The sequence below is a fragment of the Streptomyces enissocaesilis genome (genome assembly GCF_039533765.1).
Lineage (GTDB): Bacteria > Actinomycetota > Actinomycetes > Streptomycetales > Streptomycetaceae > Streptomyces > Streptomyces enissocaesilis.
Genome location: NZ_BAAAUD010000103.1, coordinates 1 through 18,745, shown reverse-complemented (window position 1 = coordinate 18,745; position 18,745 = coordinate 1). Strand labels below are relative to the sequence as shown.

At 69.6% G+C, this 18,745-nt stretch carries 23 protein-coding genes; 2 read left to right on the top strand and 21 right to left on the bottom strand.

Annotated elements, in window-relative coordinates; all coding sequences use genetic code 11:
- The first annotated feature begins 360 nt into the window (after window positions 1-360).
- Window positions 361-759: a hypothetical protein gene (locus ABD374_RS32480; protein ID WP_344500379.1), complete on the top strand. Its 399-nt coding sequence runs from the start codon at window positions 361-363 to the stop codon at window positions 757-759.
- 87 nt (window positions 760-846) lie between these two features.
- On the opposite strand, the gene ABD374_RS32475 is transcribed toward ABD374_RS32480, so the two are convergent.
- The 3 genes from ABD374_RS32475 to ABD374_RS32465 all read right to left on the bottom strand — a co-directional run bounded on the left by ABD374_RS32475 (window position 847) and on the right by ABD374_RS32465 (window position 2,499).
- Complete coding sequence (locus tag ABD374_RS32475; RefSeq protein WP_344500377.1) at window positions 847-1,509, bottom strand: class I SAM-dependent methyltransferase; 663 nt, start codon at window positions 1,507-1,509, stop codon at window positions 847-849.
- A gap of 65 nt (window positions 1,510-1,574) precedes the next feature.
- Window positions 1,575-2,048 carry a glycine-rich domain-containing protein gene (locus ABD374_RS32470; protein WP_344500375.1) on the bottom strand — a complete coding sequence of 158 codons (474 nt, stop codon included), beginning with the start codon at window positions 2,046-2,048 and terminating at the stop codon, window positions 1,575-1,577.
- A gap of 256 nt (window positions 2,049-2,304) precedes the next feature.
- Window positions 2,305-2,499: a hypothetical protein gene (locus tag ABD374_RS32465; RefSeq protein ID WP_344500373.1), complete on the bottom strand. Its 195-nt coding sequence runs from the start codon at window positions 2,497-2,499 to the stop codon at window positions 2,305-2,307.
- A gap of 118 nt (window positions 2,500-2,617) precedes the next feature.
- Between ABD374_RS32465 and ABD374_RS32460 the strand changes: the two genes are divergently transcribed.
- Window positions 2,618-3,379, top strand: a complete 762-nt coding sequence (locus ABD374_RS32460; protein ID WP_344500371.1) for an XRE family transcriptional regulator — start codon at window positions 2,618-2,620, stop codon at window positions 3,377-3,379.
- Between the two features lie 52 nt (window positions 3,380-3,431).
- Here ABD374_RS32460 and ABD374_RS32455 read toward each other — a convergent pair whose 3' ends face one another.
- The 18 genes from ABD374_RS32455 to ABD374_RS32370 form a co-directional block, all read right to left on the bottom strand.
- Window positions 3,432-3,788, bottom strand: coding sequence for a hypothetical protein (locus tag ABD374_RS32455; protein WP_344500369.1), 357 nt, complete (start codon window positions 3,786-3,788; stop codon window positions 3,432-3,434).
- Window positions 3,781-4,191 (bottom strand): hypothetical protein, encoded by a 411-nt coding sequence (locus tag ABD374_RS32450; protein ID WP_344500367.1) that lies wholly within the window; start codon window positions 4,189-4,191, stop codon window positions 3,781-3,783. The genes ABD374_RS32455 and ABD374_RS32450 overlap by 8 nt, the downstream gene beginning before the upstream one ends.
- Window positions 4,191-4,415 (bottom strand): holin, encoded by a 225-nt coding sequence (locus ABD374_RS32445; RefSeq protein WP_344500365.1) that lies wholly within the window; start codon window positions 4,413-4,415, stop codon window positions 4,191-4,193. Before ABD374_RS32445 ends, ABD374_RS32450 begins: the two co-directional genes overlap by 1 nt.
- Before the next feature lies 1 nt (window position 4,416).
- On the bottom strand, window positions 4,417-5,148 hold the full coding sequence (locus ABD374_RS32440; protein ID WP_344500363.1) for an N-acetylmuramoyl-L-alanine amidase: 732 nt from the start codon (window positions 5,146-5,148) through the stop codon (window positions 4,417-4,419).
- Window positions 5,149-5,218: 70 nt separating this feature from the next.
- Window positions 5,219-7,663 carry a right-handed parallel beta-helix repeat-containing protein gene (locus ABD374_RS32435; protein WP_344500361.1) on the bottom strand — a complete coding sequence of 815 codons (2,445 nt, stop codon included), beginning with the start codon at window positions 7,661-7,663 and terminating at the stop codon, window positions 5,219-5,221.
- A gap of 11 nt (window positions 7,664-7,674) precedes the next feature.
- Window positions 7,675-8,298 (bottom strand): LbetaH domain-containing protein, encoded by a 624-nt coding sequence (locus ABD374_RS32430; RefSeq protein ID WP_344500359.1) that lies wholly within the window; start codon window positions 8,296-8,298, stop codon window positions 7,675-7,677.
- 12 nt (window positions 8,299-8,310) lie between these two features.
- On the bottom strand, window positions 8,311-9,243 hold the full coding sequence (locus ABD374_RS32425) for a hypothetical protein (protein ID WP_344500357.1): 933 nt from the start codon (window positions 9,241-9,243) through the stop codon (window positions 8,311-8,313).
- Entirely contained in the window at window positions 9,240-10,424 is a 1,185-nt protein-coding gene (locus tag ABD374_RS32420) for a phage tail protein (RefSeq protein ID WP_344500355.1), read from the bottom strand. Before ABD374_RS32420 ends, ABD374_RS32425 begins: the two co-directional genes overlap by 4 nt.
- The gene (locus ABD374_RS32415; RefSeq protein WP_344500354.1) at window positions 10,391-11,278 is read right to left on the bottom strand and encodes a hypothetical protein; all 888 of its coding nucleotides are present in this window, start codon (window positions 11,276-11,278) and stop codon (window positions 10,391-10,393) included. Before ABD374_RS32415 ends, ABD374_RS32420 begins: the two co-directional genes overlap by 34 nt.
- 4 nt (window positions 11,279-11,282) lie before the next feature.
- A complete protein-coding gene (locus ABD374_RS32410) occupies window positions 11,283-14,819 on the bottom strand; it encodes a phage tail tape measure protein (protein WP_344500352.1) in 3,537 nt (1,178 codons plus the stop codon).
- 57 nt (window positions 14,820-14,876) lie between these two features.
- Window positions 14,877-15,242, bottom strand: coding sequence for a hypothetical protein (locus tag ABD374_RS32405; protein ID WP_344500350.1), 366 nt, complete (start codon window positions 15,240-15,242; stop codon window positions 14,877-14,879).
- 41 nt (window positions 15,243-15,283) lie between these two features.
- The gene (locus ABD374_RS32400; RefSeq protein ID WP_344500348.1) at window positions 15,284-15,607 is read right to left on the bottom strand and encodes a hypothetical protein; all 324 of its coding nucleotides are present in this window, start codon (window positions 15,605-15,607) and stop codon (window positions 15,284-15,286) included.
- A 104-nt stretch (window positions 15,608-15,711) separates the two neighbouring features.
- Window positions 15,712-16,671 carry a phage tail tube protein gene (locus tag ABD374_RS32395; RefSeq protein WP_344500346.1) on the bottom strand — a complete coding sequence of 320 codons (960 nt, stop codon included), beginning with the start codon at window positions 16,669-16,671 and terminating at the stop codon, window positions 15,712-15,714.
- Between the two features lie 67 nt (window positions 16,672-16,738).
- Window positions 16,739-17,125: a hypothetical protein gene (locus tag ABD374_RS32390; RefSeq protein WP_344500344.1), complete on the bottom strand. Its 387-nt coding sequence runs from the start codon at window positions 17,123-17,125 to the stop codon at window positions 16,739-16,741.
- Entirely contained in the window at window positions 17,125-17,463 is a 339-nt protein-coding gene (locus ABD374_RS32385; protein WP_344500342.1) for a hypothetical protein, read from the bottom strand. Before ABD374_RS32385 ends, ABD374_RS32390 begins: the two co-directional genes overlap by 1 nt.
- Window positions 17,463-17,780: a hypothetical protein gene (locus tag ABD374_RS32380; RefSeq protein ID WP_344500340.1), complete on the bottom strand. Its 318-nt coding sequence runs from the start codon at window positions 17,778-17,780 to the stop codon at window positions 17,463-17,465. Before ABD374_RS32380 ends, ABD374_RS32385 begins: the two co-directional genes overlap by 1 nt.
- Window positions 17,781-17,806: 26 nt before the next feature.
- On the bottom strand, window positions 17,807-18,367 hold the full coding sequence (locus ABD374_RS32375) for a hypothetical protein (protein ID WP_344500338.1): 561 nt from the start codon (window positions 18,365-18,367) through the stop codon (window positions 17,807-17,809).
- 3 nt (window positions 18,368-18,370) lie between these two features.
- Window positions 18,371-18,694, bottom strand: coding sequence for a hypothetical protein (locus ABD374_RS32370; protein ID WP_344500336.1), 324 nt, complete (start codon window positions 18,692-18,694; stop codon window positions 18,371-18,373).
- Between the last annotated feature and the right edge of the window lie 51 nt (window positions 18,695-18,745).

The following is an 18,745-nucleotide window of genomic DNA, read 5'->3' as shown; positions in this document are numbered from 1 at the left end:
GGGAACCCCAATATCCAATCAAGACACCTCTGTCTATGCCGAGGTTCGGAGGGGGCTCGGCAGCATTCGATCAAGGCCCTGACCTGCGGATTTATCGGTAAAGGGAAGCGGCATTGGGGCACACCTTCGAATCGAAGGGAGCGCTCTAGCTTTGCGAGTCACCTAGAAAGCACCGCACGCAAAGGGGGCGCCCGGGGCGAGCTCTGTGGCTGTTGTGGCCACTGCGGCCCGAAGTCACCCGATCGACGCACTTGGGTGGACTGCCGGTAACGCGACCGTGTGCACTGATTGCAGGTGCAGTAGATCGATAAGCCGAAACGAGGCGACGTGAGCGCATCAACGAACAGGACGGTTGTCTCCGTGGTCACCGTCAGTTTGGCCATCGGATTGCTGGCCCTCTTCTTTGCCCTTGCTTGGTTCGTCGCTCATACCGCGGACAGTCCGCCGAGGCTCGCCGATGTTGCCCCTACCGCCCCGCCGTCTCCGGCCGCGGATGGTTCTCTTCCCTCTCAGCACCGGGGTGGCTACGATCCGAACGCTCGCCTGCTCGGCGTGCTCGCTATCGTGACGCCCTTGTTGACCACAATCGTCGGCTTCTACTTCGGCCAGCGCGTTGGTGAGGCGCAGGGCGAGGCCACGAAGCAAAAAGCCCAGAAGAACCAGGCGCAAATCATCTCGACGCTTCTCGAGCGTGGGCAGGGGAGCTCCGTGCAGGCGCTCAAGGCTCGGGGCCTCATTGGTGAGCCGAAAAAGAAATGATGTCCAGCTAACGGCTGCACATGAAGAAAACCCCGGCCGCCCGCCTCGGGGGAAGCGGACGGCCGGGGCCGAGTGGGGCGCAGGTGGTTATCCGTGCGCGCGAACGATGAGAGTGCCGATCTTCCGCCGCCCGGGCGGGGCCGGCAGGACTCGGGCAGTCACCGCGGTGAAGCCGTGCTCATGCAGGATCTCCACCCAGCGGTCCGGCTCGTAGTCCCAGCGCTTCACGACAAGCGGGTCTTCGTCCTCGGCCCGGTTGATGTACGAGGCTTGGCAGCCGTAGCATCCCTCGATGGCGGGCCGCTGGGAGAATGCCAGTACACCACCCGGGCGTAGCCGCTTGCGGATGGCGGGCAGCAGCTCGTTCGGGTCGGTGAACCAGGCTGCGCCGAACACGGAGAACACGGCGTCGAAGTGCTCGCCGCTCTCGGAGAGGAACCGCGTCGCGTTCCCGCGGTGCAGGACCAGGCCGCTGTCGGCCCAGCGTGCTTCCGCGGCTTTCAGCTGGGCGAGGGACACGTCTACGCCGACTGTCCGGGCACCCTGTGCGGCCACGTGGGCGAGGTTGCCGCCCTTGCCGCAGCCGAGTTCCAGTACGGAGGCGCCGGGGCCGATACCGAGGACCTCGACGCCGGGCCCGTGGTCGGGGTACTGGGTCCAGTTGAACCACGTGGTCTCGCCAGCGGCGTTCGTGGGGCGGCGTTGGGGCTTCTGCTGGGAGTAGGTGTCCCACGCCTTGGTTTCCGTCACTGATGCTCCGTTCGTGGGGGAGCCGGCCGCCCGGCGGATTGCACCGGGCGGCCGGCGTGTGCCTGCTACTTCTTGCCGACGGGGCTGTCCGTGCAGCCCGCGTGGCACTGGCTGCACTCACCCATCTTGGCGGCGGGCGGCCACAGTTCGTGGTCGATTGCGTATCCCGCCGCGGTGATGGCGTCGAGGGTGCGCTGCCGGGCCGCTGCCGGGCCACCGGGTACCGTCTCGCCTTCGGCGGTGGGCACGTGGTGGATGAAGCGGCCGATCTGCTCGCAGAACAGGGCGTAGTCGACGGTGTGGAGGATCCACGTGTGCCAGCCGATGTCCACTGCCTTGCTGGGCGACAGGTCCGCGCCAGGGCGCTCTGCTCCAGCTGCCAGGAACGCGGCGGTCTGCGCGATGATCCGGCGTGCGGTGGACGCGTCGGTTTCGGGGTGGTCCTTGGTGATGCGGGCGGCGAGCCGCTCCATCGTCTCGGGGTGTACGAGGGTGGCCGGATCGGTGGTGCACACGGGGTGCTCTAACGCGATGGTCATGCTTCCTCCTGTGTGAACGCGGCCCTCGGGTGAGGGCCTGCCTTCGGCCTTACCGGGCCACGGGTGGACCGGTAGAGCCGGAAGTCGGTGGGTGTCGACGCGGCCGGTCGGCAGTCGGCGGGGTCGCTGTGGGTGACGATCCGGATGTCCGGGAAGGAAGCGCGAGGTACCCAGCGGACTATCCCGTCGGTCGTGTGCTGGTTGCAGGCGGCGCAGATTCCGCTGCCGCGCTCCGGCTCCTCGTCCCACATGGGGCTCATGCGTGGCCTGCCTTGTTGCGGCAGCGGGGACAGCGGCAGGGCGGGAAGGCCAGGATGGACACTGGCTCCAGCTCCTCCAGTGGGGGGAGGATGCACTCCTTGATCGGGGTGCGGGCGTGTGTCTCACCGTCGACCCGGTAGATGTTGATGCTCAGACCCTTGTGCGTGCTGCCGCTGCCTGTAGTCGTCACGCATTCAAGATGGCGCGCACACTCTGTGTTGCGCGGCGTCAAGCGAGGCGACAAAGCAGCGACATACGGGGCGTCAATTCGGTGTCATTAAAGGGAGTTGAGGTCTACCGTGAATCTCATGACCACACCGAACGCCGCACTCAGGGCGGTGCGCATGGGAATGCTCATGTCTCAGGACGACTTCGCCCGCGCCGTCCGGGAAGCCGGCGCCAGGGCAGGTCAGCCCAACGACGCAAACAAAAGGCTCGTGCAGCGGTGGGAATCCGGCACCACCGCTGCCCCCCGCCCCGTCTATGCCCGCGCCCTGGAGTCAGCCACGGGCCTGCCGATCGAGGCGCTCGGCTTCGGCATGTCCGTACCGCAGGTCCGCGTCTCCGACGATGGGCACGGCGGCCACGACATGGAGCCGTCGTCGTCCGGCATCGCCCCGCCGGCTACTCGCCCCCAAGCGGAACCGCGCGCAGCCCACGGCAACTACTCGGGCGTGTGGCTGTCCCGCTACGAATACTTCTCGAGCGGACGCGACTCGGCCTTTGTCGGCTCCCACTACGTGGTGGTGCTGCAGCACGGGAACCGGCTGTCGGTGCGGAGCATGCCCGGCTCCTCCGACTCGCCGCTCACCATGGACCTGCAGATCGACAGCCACGTAGCGACGGGCACATGGACAGAGCAGACGGCGACCGAGGGGTACTACCGGGGAGCCCGGTACCACGGCGCGATCCAGCTGCTCGTCGAGCCGACGGGGCGGCGCATGACCGGAAAGTGGGTGGGCTTCGGCAAGGAGTTCGACATCAACACCGGGCCGTGGGAGCTAGTCTTCATGGACTCGTCGACGAACAAGGCAACGCTTGAGAGGTACAACCGCCGGCCGGAAGCCTGATCCCGGACGCAGGAAAGCGCCCCCTCCCACCCGAAGGCGAGAGGGGGCGCAGTCAGTCGACGGTGTAGGGGACGAGTTCCCGGGGGATCTCCTCGGGTAGTTCGTGTACGGCGTCCAGGCGCCGGTTCGCCCGGCGGATGATCCGCATTGCCATGCGAAGCAGCCGCTCCAGGGTGGAGACCTTCTCCTTCTGCGCCTCGACGATCGAAGTCAGATGGTCGACCTTGTCCTCCAAGACCGAGAACCGGCGCCATATCTCCCGACTGACCTTCAACTCGTCCTGCTCGGCCTCGTCGGTCTCCCGCTCCAGCGCGGTGGCGGAGACCGGTGTGGAGATCCTGGCCACCAGCACGGAGCCGATCACTCCGACGATGGCGATGACCACGCCGAGCACTGTGCCCTCACCCATGTGTACGTCCCCTCGTCAGCGTGGCGACGATCACCACCAGGAGGAGCACTGCGACGTAGATGGGCACTGCCGCCCACGCCGCCTGATAGTCCCCAGTCACGGCGCTCGCCATGAACGCCAGCCCCCAGACCGCCGGCATGAAGGAGATCGCGGCGAACCCCCAGACGTCCCGGCCGGGCCGCAGCATTCCCGCCACCGACGCGAGGACACCCGACGCGATCCACACGCCGCCCCAGGCTTCGATGCACATCAGCCGGATGACGGGTGCGGCTCCGGCGGTGACCGCGCCGCGGGTGGTGACTATCAGGCCGATGCCGTAGACGATCCAGCAGGCGCCGACTCCGGCGAGGGCCAGGCCGCGCCAGCCCAGATGCCGCCAGAGCCGGGCGGGCGCGGCCGCCATCAGATCCTCGCGATGCCGCGCGGGGTGTGCTTGGCCACCCACCCACCGACGAACGTGAGGGACGTCGGGATGAGCGCCAGGACGAACGGCTCCAGGCCGTCGGGCAGTCCGCCGACGAGCCCCGAGTTGTCCTGGATCGCGGTGAGCACGGCCAGGAGGCCGGTGCTGCCGAGGTAGGCCGCGACGGTGGCGGCGCTGACCTTCTTCTCTACGGGTGCAGCCATGTCAGTTCCTCTTCTCCAGCGCGGTGACGCGCTTTTCCAGAGCGGCTATTCGCTCCGTGGTCGTGGGCGGCGCGGGCGCCGGGGCCGGGGTCGGCGGCTTGGGTGTGGTCGGCGACCAGCTCGCGGCATGCTTCAGCCGCTCGGCTGCGTCGCGGCGGATCGCGTCCATACCCCCAGGCAGGCCGCGAGGGTCGACCTTTCCCGGCTGCCACTCGGAATGGCCGATGACGGAGGTGCTGCCGGCCTTGCCCCAGCCGTGCGCGCGGAGGATCGCGGCCGACGCGCGGACGATCGCCTCACGCTGGGCGGAGGGCCAGGGGTCCTCGCCGTTGCCGAGGTTCTCGCACTCGAAGCCGTAGAAGTGCCGGTTGCCGTCAGCGTTGGCTTCGTTGTCGGGCGGCAGCTCCCGTTCAGCGATGACGGCGCGCAGTACGTCGTCGTCGCCCATGCCCGCGTGGTTGGCGCGGCCGTTGCCGACGAGGTGCACAACCCCGTCCTTGGCGATCACGCCGTGGCAGAGCGGCCCGGGCAGGCCCGCGTACCCGTCGCGGCAGATGCCGACGGTCTTGGAAGTACCCGAGGTGACGGTGTGGTGGATCATCACGCCGTGGACCGGCCCCCACGGGCCCTTGCTGTTCCGGTTGTGCGAGCGCCAGTTGCCGACCTCGACGACCTTGACGCCCTCGGCGCGCAGGGCGGCCAGGAGCCGATCAGCTGTGAGCGGTGTGGCCATGAAGATCTCCAGACATGACGAACGCCCCGGCCGACTGGCGGGGCGTGGATGGTGGGGGCGCGCGCGGGGCTTATGCCTCGCGGTAGATGCCCTGGATCGTGATGACCGCGCCGGCGAGCAGATCGGCCCCGGTTACGTTCAGGACGCGGTTGTCGGTGGTGGTCGTGCCGGTGGCCGCTGCCTGCGTGCGGAGCCGGTCCACGGTGTCGCCGGTCCCGGTCGTCAGTGCGACCGCGTATCCGGCCGTCGACTGCGCGGCCACTTTCACACTGTCGCAGGTCATCGGGATGAGCTGCTGTCGCCCCCGGGCGACTGTGGTCGGCATGGTGATCCCGACCGTGCTCGTGCCTGAACCGGCCGCGGCCACCTCGATGTGAACGCACACCCACACGAGCCCGGTACCCAACCGCACATAGTCGCCGCCGCGGGTGGTGAACGTCGCGGTCCCGCCGCCGGTGACGGTCGCCGTGTACGTGGCGAGACCGGCGTCGAGGGGAGAGATGGCCGGCGCTGTGGACTGGTCGTCGAGCGGGCCGCTGCTGCCCGAGTTCGCGAGGTCATTTCCGTGGCGGCGGATGTTCGTGCAGCTGCTCGTGATGGACAGCCCGTATGCCGCCTCTGCACCGGATCCGAGGCGCCGAATCTTGTTGTCCGTGATCAGGATGCTGTCGGCGCTGGTCGTCACCCGAATACCGAAGTTGCCCGAGTTGCGAGAGGCGCCCTTGATGTAATTCGACGCGATCTGTACGTCGCTGCCGCCCTGGACGTGGACGCCGTGACTGGCCGGCTCACGGATGGTGTTGCCGGTGATCTGCATGCCGGTGCAGGGGGCGCACGCGATACCGGACCCGCCGGGGCTGAGGATCCGGTTGCCGGTGACGGCGCCGCCGACGGCGTTGACGAGGCTGATGCCCGTCCCGGCCACGCTGCGGACCGTGTTGCCCGTGACGGTGAGCTGTTCGGCGTGCTCGAGGCGGATGCCGCCCTGCGAGCCGTCGCCGGTCGATATGTCGATGCTGTTGCCGGTGATCACGACGCTGGTCATTTTGCCGGTCGGCTCGCCGATCACGGTGATCGCGTCGTCGTAGCCCCCGAGGTTGCGCATGGTGTTCCCGACGATCACTGTGCCCCGGGTCTCCTGCGAGGCGCCGGTCTGCACGCCGGCTGCGTTCGTCGTGGCGTTGGTGTCGCTTTCGTTGTTCGTCCACACGTGGACGCCCGCGCCCTGCCCGGTGATGCTGTTGCCCTCGATGTGGCAGTCCTGCCAGGCGTAGGCCCCGACGGCGAACTGGGCGCCGTCCGCGACCGTGCAGCCGATGATGCGGATCCGCTTGTGCCAGCGGTCGATCGTCGCGGCGTGGCTGCCGACGCCGCGCGGCCAGGCGATCGTGCCCGCGGTACCGGACGGGCCGATGTAGCATCCGCGCACGGTGATGTCCTCGCAGGCGGTTTGGTCGTAGGGACCGAACCCGCCGAACACGCTGCTCGCTTTGGCGAGGTCGATCTGCACCGCTTCGGAGAACGTCCGGCCGCCGGGATCGACGTAGCCGCGGAACTGGCAGTTCTCGACCAGGGCCTGTGCCGTCGAGTTCAGCTCGATCGCGTGGTAGCCGGGAACGTCCAATATCTCGACGTCGCGGATCGTGATGCCACGGGCGTGGCCGATGCTGATACACATCGCGCTCGCGGTCAGCCCGGCCGTGGTGCCGCGCATGTCCCACACGCCGCCCTCGATGACGATGTTCCCGTGCCCGGTGTACCCGCCGAACGTCTGGTCGGCGTCGCCGTTGAGCAGCATCGTGCCCGGCGCTGTGCGGCGTAGCACCGCGCCGGGCATCAGCGTGAGCCGGGTGTTGCGGTAGATCCGCAGCGTCGCGCCGACCGCGTAGGTGCCCGGTGGCACCAGGACCTGCCCGCCGCCGGCGGTGCGCGCGGCGCTGAGCGCGGCCTGCAGGGCGGGCGCGTCGTTGGTCGTACCGTCGGCGACAGCGCCCATCACGCGCGGGTTGAACACGCGCATCCCGGCCAGGTCGAAGGAGGCGGGGATGAACGTCCCGCCGACGCTCAGGTGGCCCTGGACGGCGAGCTCGTCGACGGTCGCACCGCCGGCCACTCCGAGCCCGCCCGCGACGTCGAGTCCGGCCGCGGCCGTCACCGGGCCCTCCACCGTGCCGCCGCTGCTCCTTGACAGCGAGTCGCGGCTGGCGGCCAGGGCCTCCTGGGCGATCTCGCGCCCGGATGAGTACCAGCGCAGCGGGGTGCCGTCGGCCGCCAGGTATTCGAACTCGATCGCGGGCACGTCGGTCTTGAAGGGGCGCACTGCGCCCGGTTGTGAGGACGTCGACGGGTTGGTGCGCAGCTCTGCGATGGGGGTTGTGCCGTCCGCCTCGTACAGCGCGGTCACGAGTTGCCCGGTGCCGGCCACCCGGACGCGCAGCGGGTAGTCGGGGACGACGTCGCCGGTGGCGGTCGTCAGGACGTCGGCGGGGGTGCCGCCGAACGTATAGAGCGCCATGAGGGCCTCTTTCAGTCGAGCCAGTATTCGCCGGAGATGTTGACCCAGGGCGTGCCGGATGTGGCTGTTTCGCCGTCCTGCGACCACCACACGACCGTGCCCTCTCCTCCGAGCGAGGAGGACATTCCTGCTTCGAGCACTTCGAGCTTGCCGACGCCGATCACGATGTCGCCGGCGAGTGAGGCCGTCGCGGGGTAGGTGCCGATCTGCAGCCGGGGAATGCAGTCGTCGGGCACGGTGGCGATGGCCACACCGCCGTTGGGGATAACGGCGTTGTCGGTCCGCTCGATCCGGCCGCGCAGCCACACCCTGTTGCCGATCCGGCGGGCCTGGGGGGTGTACGCCCCGCCCTGGTAGCCGGCGCGCATGCTGATGGGCCGCCACGGCGGGTCAGGCTCGTAGATCGTGGTCCATACGTTCTCGGTCGCCGACGTCTTGATCCACAGCGATCCGTTCGCGGCCAAGACGGCGGTGTGCAGCGGCGCTGTGGCGTACAGGCTGTTGCGCTCCGCCAGGTTCGCGACGTGCTGAAGCAGGTGCGGGTCGATGGCGGAGGCGAGCGCGGCCAGAGCGCTGGGCCCGACCGGCGCGTCTCCGCCTCCCGGAACGGGCAGTTGCGCGTAGCCGATATCCATGGGCTGGGCCTCCTAGCTGAACGTGATGACGATGGGAGCGGCGGCGGAGAATGCCGCGTAGTCGCGGGTGCCGTCGTAGTAGACGCCGATCCCGCGCCGGGCTCCGCTGGCCAGGGCCGCCCGCCATGAGGCGGGCAGGGCGGCCGTGCCAGTCGCCCCTACCGAGAGCGACAGCAGATCCTCGGGGCCGACCGGCAGACTCAGGTGACCGGAGGGGGGCGTGGTCTCGTCGTGCATGTAGAGGTGCACGTGACGGCGGGCGTTGTCACCCGCCCCGCGCAGCCGGGTGATCGTCACCTTCATTGAGGCGACCGCCTTGCCCGCGCAGGCATCTTGGATCTTCGTGCCGTAGAACCAGCCGCCCCTCAGATTCCCGCGGCCGGTGTAGTCGCCCTGATACGGGTTGTCGCGGGAGTCGTCACGGCGGCCGTTGCGCCATGCCCCGGCCGAACTCGCCGTGATCGTCGCCGGTTTGGGCGCGCGCCCGGTGGGCGCAGTAGGAGACGGGTCGGACTCAGTGGTGAGCTGCCCGTACAACTCGACCTTGCCCTCCGAGTTCTTGCGCAGGAAGATCTGCTGCACGGTCTGCCACCCGGTACCGGCCGGACCGGTGGTTCCCCACGTCGCCGCCCGCACCACCTGCTCGTCCAGCGCGACCTCCTTCGCCAGGGTCCGGATCGCGGTCTCGTCGATGGGGCCCGGGTCATCGGCGGTGCGGCCCATGACGAGCGGGTTGGATCCGGGGCGCACGACGACCCAGTCGCCGGCGCGCCGGTCGCGGTAGCTGCCCAGGCAGGGCACGTCGAGGGCGAGGTCGCCGCCCAGCTCCAGGTTCACGCCCTCGTCGGTGACGTCGACGACCTGTGCCGAGGCGAACCGCGGTGTCGTCGTGCCGGCTTCGGCGCGGGCCTGGTCCTCGCCGAGCCGGCGTGCGGCCTCGCTCATGTCAGCCTCCTTGCCGTTGTGCGGGTGGTGCAGGACATCGCGGCCGCGCCCAGGTCGTAGGGGCAGCTGTCGATGATGTGGCGCTCCCAGCGCCCCGGTTCGATCTCCGCCTCGACCACGTCGCCTGGCTCCAGGCCGGGGTGGCACAGCGAGGTGAACGACAGCGACGCCTGAATGCCCAGGGAGTCGGCGAGCTTGGCCCAGCCGACGGTGTACGCCTCGGCGACCGAGGTGATCAGGGGCGAGGTGTAGCGCGCCACCCGCACCCGGACCCCGGACAGCCCGAGGCGCTGCGGCGCGAGCGGGTCATGGACCGGGTCGGGGCCGGCGTAGGTCAGGCTCGTCGGGTCGTCGTCCCACACCCAGATCGGGCCGACAGTGGGTTTGCCGTCGCCGCCGTCCCCGGTGATCCGCCAGACGTTGACGAGCCCTTCGGCGGTCTGTTCCTCGGCGGCCTGGACCATGGCGGCGCCGTGCGGGATGCGCCAGACGACCGGGTCCGACAGGGTGGGCACCGGGCCGATGGTGAGGACCCCAGCGGCGTCGGCGTAGATTTCGCCGCCGAGCGCGGCCGCGATGCCGGTCTGGGCGCCCGCGCTGTCCGTGCCGCTGCTCAGCGCCTGCCACCGGTCCTCTTCAGCGAGGAACCGCGGTATCCGCCGCCGAGGGTTGACGCCCTCCCGCCAGGCGATCGGCGTGGTCGGCAGTGCCTCACCGGCCAGCACGGGCACGAGCGACGAGGCCAGGGCCGGCCCCAGGGTGCGCGTCCGCGGGAAGGCTGCGGCGCGGATCACATCTTCCAGCCCGAGCAGCTCGACCGTGGCGCCCAGGCGGGTACGGCGGATGCGGTCGGCGACGTACACCCCGGCGGGCACCCAGTGCGGGGCATCCATCCGCGGCCCCTGGATGCCCTGGAACAGCCGCACTTGAGTGATCACCGTATTGATGCCGTCCCTGCCGATCGGCACGCCGAGCAACTCGGCCGATCCGCTGTAGCGGCACTCCGCGGTACGGTCCGGCACCACATGGGCCGCGCCCACCCGCGCCGGGGTCCACGTCACCCCGCCGTCGTTCGACCACTCCGCGCGTTTCGGCCGGCGGGCTGCGGTGTGCAGCGCCTCCTCGACTCGGGACGGCAACCGCATCATCAGGTGATCCCGTTCGTCGACAGCGACGCCCATGAGCTGTAGCTGGCGGCGACCGCGTCCCACGTGCCGAACCGCCTGGCCAGCTCGTCCCAGGACCAGCCGGGGATCCGCAGCGGCTGGTCTGTCGTCGCGGGCCGCTCCAGGGGCTGGATCGTGAAGGAGAACTGGTAGCCGCTCGAGGTGCCGAGGTGCCCGGTGGGGGTGGGCCCGGTGATGTCGCCGGGGACGAAGAATGCGTCGGGCCACAGGTATCCGGGCCGCACCTGGGAGAGCAACAGCCCAGAGCGCAGCAGGGCCCGCAGCTGGTCGACGCGCTCCGGCGGCACGTCGACGGTGACCTGGTAGACCTCGGCGCCGTGGGTGTCGTAGGCCAGCGCCGGGTAGGGGCTGCCCGCGATGTCGGTGGTGTCCTGGCGGCCGGCGCTCGACGGGGCGGGCCTGCCGATGATCATGCACCGCAGGGACAGGCCCGGATTGTCGATGCTCTTGATCCACAGGTCGCGGTTCTCGCCCTGCTGGGGGGCGGGCACGGTGACCGACAGGGACGAGCTGGGGCCCGTGCTGCCATCGGCGTAGATCGGGGTGGCGGTGTAGATGACCGGGACGCCCAGCGGCGCCTCGTGGTCGTAGCCGGCGCCGACGCCCTCGATGGCCCAGGCCGGGTCACCGGAACGCACCTGCACCAGCTCGCCGCTGGGGTTGGTCCGCGTCAGGCGGACCTTCCGCACGTTGACGGCGTTGGCGAGCGGCGCGCCCGCGGTGTAGTTCACCGAGAGCACGACGCCCGCCCACGCTTTATCGACGATCGCGGCCAGCCACTGGTCAGGAGAGGTCACCCGGGCCGGTGGCGTCACTTGCGGCGCCTGCGGATTGACGATCATCGGCATGGGGTCACGTTCCCTTCACTCCGGCCCGACGGCGTTGCCGGGCGGCGTTCAGCCCGGCGTCCACGCGGGCATCCATGTGGGCGTCCAGCTGGCTGCCGTCGTCCAGGACGATGCCGATGGCCAGCCCGTCCAGCGCCTGCGCCAGGTCCTGGCCGGAGTGGCTGGAGGTGACCGGCACCGGGGTCATGTGAGCGGAGCGCGCCATCTCCAGGGACGTGCGGCTGTCGTAGACCGTCGACGGGCCGCCGAACCGGATCAACTCCGGCCCGTTCTCCCCGGTCCATGCCCACTCGCCCGGGCGGGGCCGGCCGCCCTTGGCGTAGCCCCTGAGGCCGTACCAGTCGGTGAACAGCGAGCTCTTGTAGCCGCGGGCCCGGGAGCCGACGACCACGCCGTCCCCGCCCCTGGACTCCACGTTCACGCCGTTGATGGTTCCGGCGGTGTGGCCGACGCCGGCGGCGGTGATGCCGACCATGAACGGGGCCTTCTGGCCACGCTTCCAACCGGGCGGAGCAGTGTCACCGCTGAAGGCGTGTGTCGACCAGCGACGCCCGGGCTTCTGGCCGCGCATGATGGACTCGATGGCGCTCATGAAGCCCGAGCAGTCCCAGCTCGGGTTGCCGTTGCCGCCCCACTGGTAGGGCAGACCGTGCTGGGTGCGCGCCCAGCTGAGGGCCGCCTTGACGCCCTTGCCGCCGAGCGTGCTGCCGCCCTTCTTGTCGGCCGTCTTGGAGTAACCGAACAGCGAGTCGACCATGCGGGTCGGGATCCGGCGGACCATCTTCCCGAACCCCGTATCGGCCCCCGGAAACGACTTCAACAGCGGGTCGACGACGTTCTTCACGCCCGCCCGCGCCGACGCCTCGATGCCGTCCGCCAACCACGACGCGCTCGCCTTGGCCTTGTCCCAGACCGCCGACCCGGCTCCCGCCACCTTCTTGCCAATCCAGCCGAAGATCCCGCCGTCGGCGAACCGCTGTTGCGGCTGCCCGCCGAGCGCCGGCGCGAGTGCCCGGCGAACGCCTTCGGCACCACGGCTCTTCGCGATGCGGTTCATGCTGTGCACGAACCCGGCGCCCGCGCCCCTGGTGAACTCGGGGCGCATGATGGACTCGCCGCCGCTCATGTCGAGGCGGCCGCCGGTCGGCGAGTAGAAGTGGTGCGGATCCCGCCCGGGCGTGTAGCCGGGCAGGATACCGCCGGACTTGAACGCCCTGGGCAGCGCCATCGCCTTGATCTCTGGGGCACCGAACGCGGACGCGATCTTGTTCCACAGAGGAACGATCCCCGCGTTGTAGACCTCCTCGATCACGAACCGAACCGGCTTACGGGCAATGTCACCGACCTTGTCCCACTGCTTTCCGATGAAATCCTTTGCGTCACGGAAAGAGTCACCGACTGCCTTGACCCCCTTCTTCATGAAGTCGAACGCGGGCTTCAGCGCCTTGTCCCACAGCCACTTCGCCTTGTCGCCGATGAAGCCGAACACCGGCTTGGCGTAGTCGTTCCACAGCTGCTTGATCTTGTCGCCGACCAGGCCGATGCCGGTCTTGATCAGGTCCCACGCGGGCTTGATCTTCTGGCTCCACAGCCACTTGGCCTTGTCGCCGATCCACCCGAACACCGGACTGACCACGTTTTTCCACAGCCACTGGATGGCCGTGCCCACGGCCTTGATGACGGTCATGATGTTGTCGAACGCGGGCTTGAGGACGACGGCGTACAGCCAGCGGCCGGCCGCCGCGATGGCGTTGAACGCCGGTTTGATCGCGTTGGTCCAGAGCCAGGACGCGGTCGCGGCGAGCAGCTTGAAGGCGAGCACCAGCGGCGCGATCACGACGACCGCGATGACGGTGAACAAGATCTTGCCCGCCATCATGATGGCGTCGAACGCGGGCTTGAGCGCGTTGTTCCACAGCCACAGGCCCGCATTGCCGAGCAACCGCAGATACGCCATCGCGGCCGTCAGACCGGGCTTGAGGTAGTAGTTCCAGAGCAGGTCCCAGCCGAACTGGATGCCGGACCACGTCGCCTGGACGATTCGGCGGAAGGTGTCGCTCTTGTTGTAGGCGACGACCAGCAGCGTCACCAAGGCGGCGATGCCGGTGATGATCAACCCGATGGGGTTGGCGGTCATCACGGCGTTGAGGATCCCCTGGGCGATGGCGTAGCCGCGGGTCACGGCGGCCGCCGTGAGGATGACGCCTCGGTAGAGGGAGAACGCCAGGGTGGCGGCGCCGGTGGCGATCGCCGAGGCGTTCATCGTGATGGCCAGGCCCGCGACGGCCACCCCGATCGGCAGCAGCCAGACTCCGTAGTCCTTCAGCCACTTGATGCCGGCCGCCAGCGCTGTCCCTACGCCCACGATTGCGGGCACCAGGACAGAGGCGAGCGCGCCGCCGACGGTCTTGACCGGGGGCAGCACATCGCGGTTCATCCAGGTGGCGAACGTCATCAGCGCGGGCAGGGCGTACTTGGTCATCGCGTCCGAGATGCCGTGCAGGGCCTCGCGCTTGAACTGCTCGAACTTCGTCCCGGCGGTGTTGCGCAGGTCGTCACCGGCCTTCTTCGCCGTACCGCCGACCTTGCCCAGCCCGGCCACCGCCGTGTCCGTGTCGAGCGCGAACAGCGCGCCCGACAAGTCCTCGGCCTGAGTACCGAACAATCCGACCGCCGCGGCATTGCGGTCGACCGGGTCCTTCATCGCGCGCAGCTTGTCCAGGACCAGACCCAGCCCGTCCGAGGCGCCCTTGCCGCCCGCAGCGAACTGGGCGGTCATGTCCTTGGCGTTCAGGCCCAGCGCCTTGAACGCGTCGGCGGACGAGGTGGAGCCGTCCGTCGCCCTGATCTGGAATTCCTTCAGGGCGTCCGCGACGATGTCGGTGTCCCTGGCGCCAGCCTTCATGCCCTGGGAGATCAGCCCCGTGGCCATCTGCGCGTCCAGGCCCAGCGACCGGAAGATCGTTGAGTATTCGTTCATGGTGTCCGCGAAGTCATCCGCCCGCGGGCCCATGGTCTGGAAGCCCTTAGCCAGGATGTCGAACGCTTCGTCGGCGTTCTTCGCCAGCCCGGTCTTCATCATCTGACCGGCCGCGGCGGCGCCCTGGGTCATGTCGATCTCGAACAGCGTCGTCAGGTCCTGCGCCTTGGTGGCGATGGCGGTCAGCTGCTTGGTCGTCGCACCCTCCGGCGCGATGCCCGCGGACATGATGGCCCGCACCGCCATCGCGCCGTCCTCGACGGTGTCGGTGACCGCGCCCGTGTAGAGCTTGCCCGCGGCCTTGCCGGCCTTCTCCGCGTCCTTCGCGGACAGGCCCAGCTGGGCCTGGAGCTTCGCGGTGGCTTTCTGGCCCTCCATCGCCTCGGTCAGGCCGGCGACCATGGCCGCGCCGACCGCCAGGCCCAGTCCGGCGGCCCCGGCTTTCATCTTGCCGCCCATGCCGGAGAGCAGGCTTTCCCCGCCCTGCTCTCCGGCCCGGGCCGCGGACTGGGCCACCGGCTGCTCGAGGTTTTGTCGCAGTTCCCGGCGGAACTGGGACATGGACGGCATGACGTCAAGCCACACGGAAGCAGCGCGGGGCATCGGATCACCCCTTCTTCACTGGGTTGGTGTCACCTGCGCGGCGATGTCCAGGTAGCCCTCACGGGCCGCGGCCGCCTTCTTCGCGTCCCGCTTCGCCTTCTGCTCGGGCGAGGGGTCCCCAGGCCGCCATGAGCGCTCGGGGTACGGCAGCGGGCTGCGTTCCTCCGGGCGGTGGGCGTTAAGGAACGCCACGAAGTGATCGGCCAGCAGGTCACGCATGTCGACGAGCGCATACGTCTCCTGCGTCCACGTGTGCCCGGTCGCGGCCCGGGCGAGGGCGCCGTTGGGCCCCAGCCCCTCGACCATGACGCGCAGCTTGCGCAGGGTGATCTCGCCCCGGAAATACTCGGCAAGCGGGTCCCGGGGCGAGTAGTGATGCATCAGGTCCGCCTCGACCGCCTCGGGATATGCCCCGAGAAGGTCTAGGACCGTGTAGGGCGGCGCTTGATCTGCCCCTGGGAGTCCTGCTGGACGGCGAGGAACAGCAACGCGATGTCGTTGTCGATGCCGCCGGCGGCCTTGAACCGCTCGTACTGCTCGTCACCGAGCATCGCGCGCGCCTTGTCCGCCGAACCCTCGGCGTCGTCGACGGCCTTGGACCATTCGTCGTCGGCGAACAGCGGGTGCGGAAACGTCAGGACCTCGCCGTTGTCCAGCTCGACCTCGACGTCCTCGCCGCCGACCGCCTCGGCGAACTGGGCCTTGACGGTGGACAGCTTGTAGCGCTTCTTGTTGGGCTTGCTCATGGTGGCTGGTGCCTCTTTCTGGGTGGCCGGCGGGTGAGCGGGTGAAGGCTGCGAGGCGGCAGGGCTCACCCTGGGCCGCCGCCTCGCAGCCGGCTTGGGGGCGGTCACGGTCCGCCCGGCGTGGTGGTGGTGACCGTGACCGTCGGAGTCGTGCCGCCGGTGAGGCCAGCCGCGGAGGCTGTCATCTGCGGGACGTTCGTGCCGTCGTACTGGCCGCCGAACGTGACGGTGACCGGACTGCCCGGGTGCGGGCCGCCCGCGCAGACGACGTCGCCGACGCCGATGTTCGACAGACCCTCGAGGGCGAACTGCACCGCGGCCGCCGTGGCGTTGTACGCGATCCCTGCAGTGGTCTGGCCGTCGAAGGTGAGCGTGTAGGTGCCGCCCGTCGGGCCGCCGGTGATGGCGACGCTCTGGACCTCGTCCGTTCTGGGAGCGAGCGCCATCCATCCGGCGCCGCCGAACCAGGTCCGCATGTCCGTGTTCTGGGCCTCGTCGTGGTACCCGGTGAAGGTGACCTCGCGGCTGATGGCCTCGGTGCGCGACCACTGCTCGTCACCGCGGCCGGTCCGCAGGGCCAGCGGCATGTGCCGCACGATGTAGATGGGATCCGTGCCGTTCGATCCGGTGTCGCGGGCGATGAAGACCAGGCGCCGGTAGATCGTGGCCGGAGACATCGGCCGCTTCCAGTCCCACAGGCCGCCCGTGTCGCCGAGCGTGGACAGCGGCAGGTTCTCGAAGACTGCCACGGCCGCGGCCTGGGTCTCCAGCAGCGTCGCCTGCACGGTGACGGTGTCGGTCTCCACGTCGGAGCGGATCGGCTTCGCGGACTGCCCGGCCGTGACCTCCGAGACGGAGAAGTCACCGGAGAACTGGACGCCGTCGTCGGTCGTGTAGCCCAGCGGCTTGTACCCGGCGGGCAGGGCCTGGAGGACGCCCTGGGCGTCGAACGGCGCGGTGACCGCCGCGGCGGTCGTGTCGGCAACCCAGATCCCGTAGGACAGGGCCTTGCGGACGAGCGACTGCTTGAGCTCGTTGATCGTGTCGAAGTTGGCGGCCACCATGGCGACGCCTCCCTTTCATGACGAAGCCCCGCCAGCAGTACGCGGGCGGGGCCGGGTTCGGAATGCGTCAGGCGGGCGCCTGGGCGCGGCAGGTGAGCCGGTAGGTGGCGACCGCTCGGCGGACACCGGGGTTGGCGTAGGACGAGTAGCCGGGCCGGGACTCGGTATCGACGGTGTCGAAGCGGATCCCGGCGGCCGATTTTCCGTTCGCGGCGATCATCGCGGTACGGACGTTGCCCGCCAGGGTCCACATCAGGGAGCGGGTGGCGGCGAAGCTATCGACGTCGACCATGACGGTGTCGGTGATGCGGTCGTCGCCGCCGCCGGGAATGACCTGCACCTGGACCAGCGGCAGCGAGCCGGTCAAGTCCGTGGGCAGCTCGTTGACCAGCTTCACGCCGGGCAGCTGGGACTTCAGCCACTGGGCCACCGCGAACTCGATGTCCCCCCACATCAGCCCTCCCCGTGGCGCTCGCGGAGGATGCTCTGCGGGGTGACGCCGGCAGCCCGGCCCAGGACCCGCCTGCGGGCGGTGTTGGAGTCGCCGTACTCGTAGCGTTCGGCGTCCTCGCGGGTGGCCTCGACCTTGGCCGTGGGCCGGCCGCCGGGCCGGATCTCCTCCGAGACGTGGATCTGGTTGGCGAAGTCGGTGTCGATCTCGGATCGGGCGATCGACTTCGCCTCGGCGGCGATGGCGTCCGCCCGTTCCTTGAGGGCTGCCCGGACCTTGGGCAGGCGCATGATCGCGGTCAGGCCGCGCTCGTCGAACTGGATACGGACCCGTCCAGCCATCAGCCGGTCACCTCCTTCAGGATCGCGGTGGTGTGGGACAGGAACGGAGAAAGGGAGCGGGCGACGGACGGCTTGCCGTCGACCTGGTAGACCTCCCCGTCGGAGACCTTGATGCGGTCGGTGGCCTTCAGCCCCATGCCGGGCGGGCCAAGGAACTGCCACCGGCTGATGATCTGGTCGGCGCTGGACAGGTACTCGACCGAGTCCAGGGCCTGCACCGAGCAGCCCTGGACCTCGGTCTCCGTGTCGGTCCAGGTCTCGTTGCCGCGCTCGTCCTCGCCCTTGACCGAGCGCAGGAGGGTCACGGTCTGGTCCATCAAGACGGAGTCGCCGAACACCCCGGTCACCTCCCGAGCCGCACGACCGGGTTGCTGTCCCGGTAGCGCGCCAGCTTGTCCTTCTCGATCTCGGACAGCGATGTGCTGGCCGTCTCCGCCAGGAAGGTGACGGACCTCTGGCCGGTCGACTCCTGGCGGACGTACTTGGGATTGACGACACAGCGGGCGGTGACGTCCAGGACCAGGCCCTTGACGGTCGCGGGGACGGCCGCGAAGCCGTGCGTCCAGGTAACCGTGGCCCGACGCGGGCACCCTGCGAGGGCGCTCGCGCCGCGCAGGCGCAGGTCGTCGCCGTCCAGCTCCCATTGGGACGACGTCAGCAGCTGGTCCCCAACCGTCACCGCAGTGACGGACACGACGGGGCCGGGCAGGCGCACAACGCCGTCCACGATCCGCAGCGCGAAGGTGTCCGTACGGCGGGCGAACGTGCAACGCGCTTCATCCCGCACCAGCCCTGACGCGATGGTCAGGGCCAGTGTGACGGTTGCTGCGGGCGCGCTGCCGCGGGGGACCAGCAGCCAGTCCTCCAACTCCGTCACGGTGGCCAGAGCGGGCAGCGGCGCCACGGGTCAGCCGTCCTTGACGGAGGATTCGCCCGTCTCGATGTTCCGCTCGACGGTCACCTCTTCGCCGTCCGGGCGCAGCGCGGTGTACGTCTCCATACGGTCCTTGCCCTGCCGCCTGGTCGCGGCCTTCTTCGGCACGGGCACCACGGCGTTGACGGTGCCGTGGCCGGCCTGCGCGGCCGCGCCCTTGTCTGGCGTCGCCGAACTGGCGCGCTCGGCAGGGTCGGTGGTGTCCGCCGGGCCATCGCCGGGCGCCGTGGTGGACGGAGCGTCGGTGTGCTCGTCCAGCCGGGTCTCGGACGGGTTCGGGTTGCTCTTGGCAGCCATCGGGCCGCCTCCTTTGGGGTCAGGCGGACAGGACGCCGCGAAGTCGGGCAG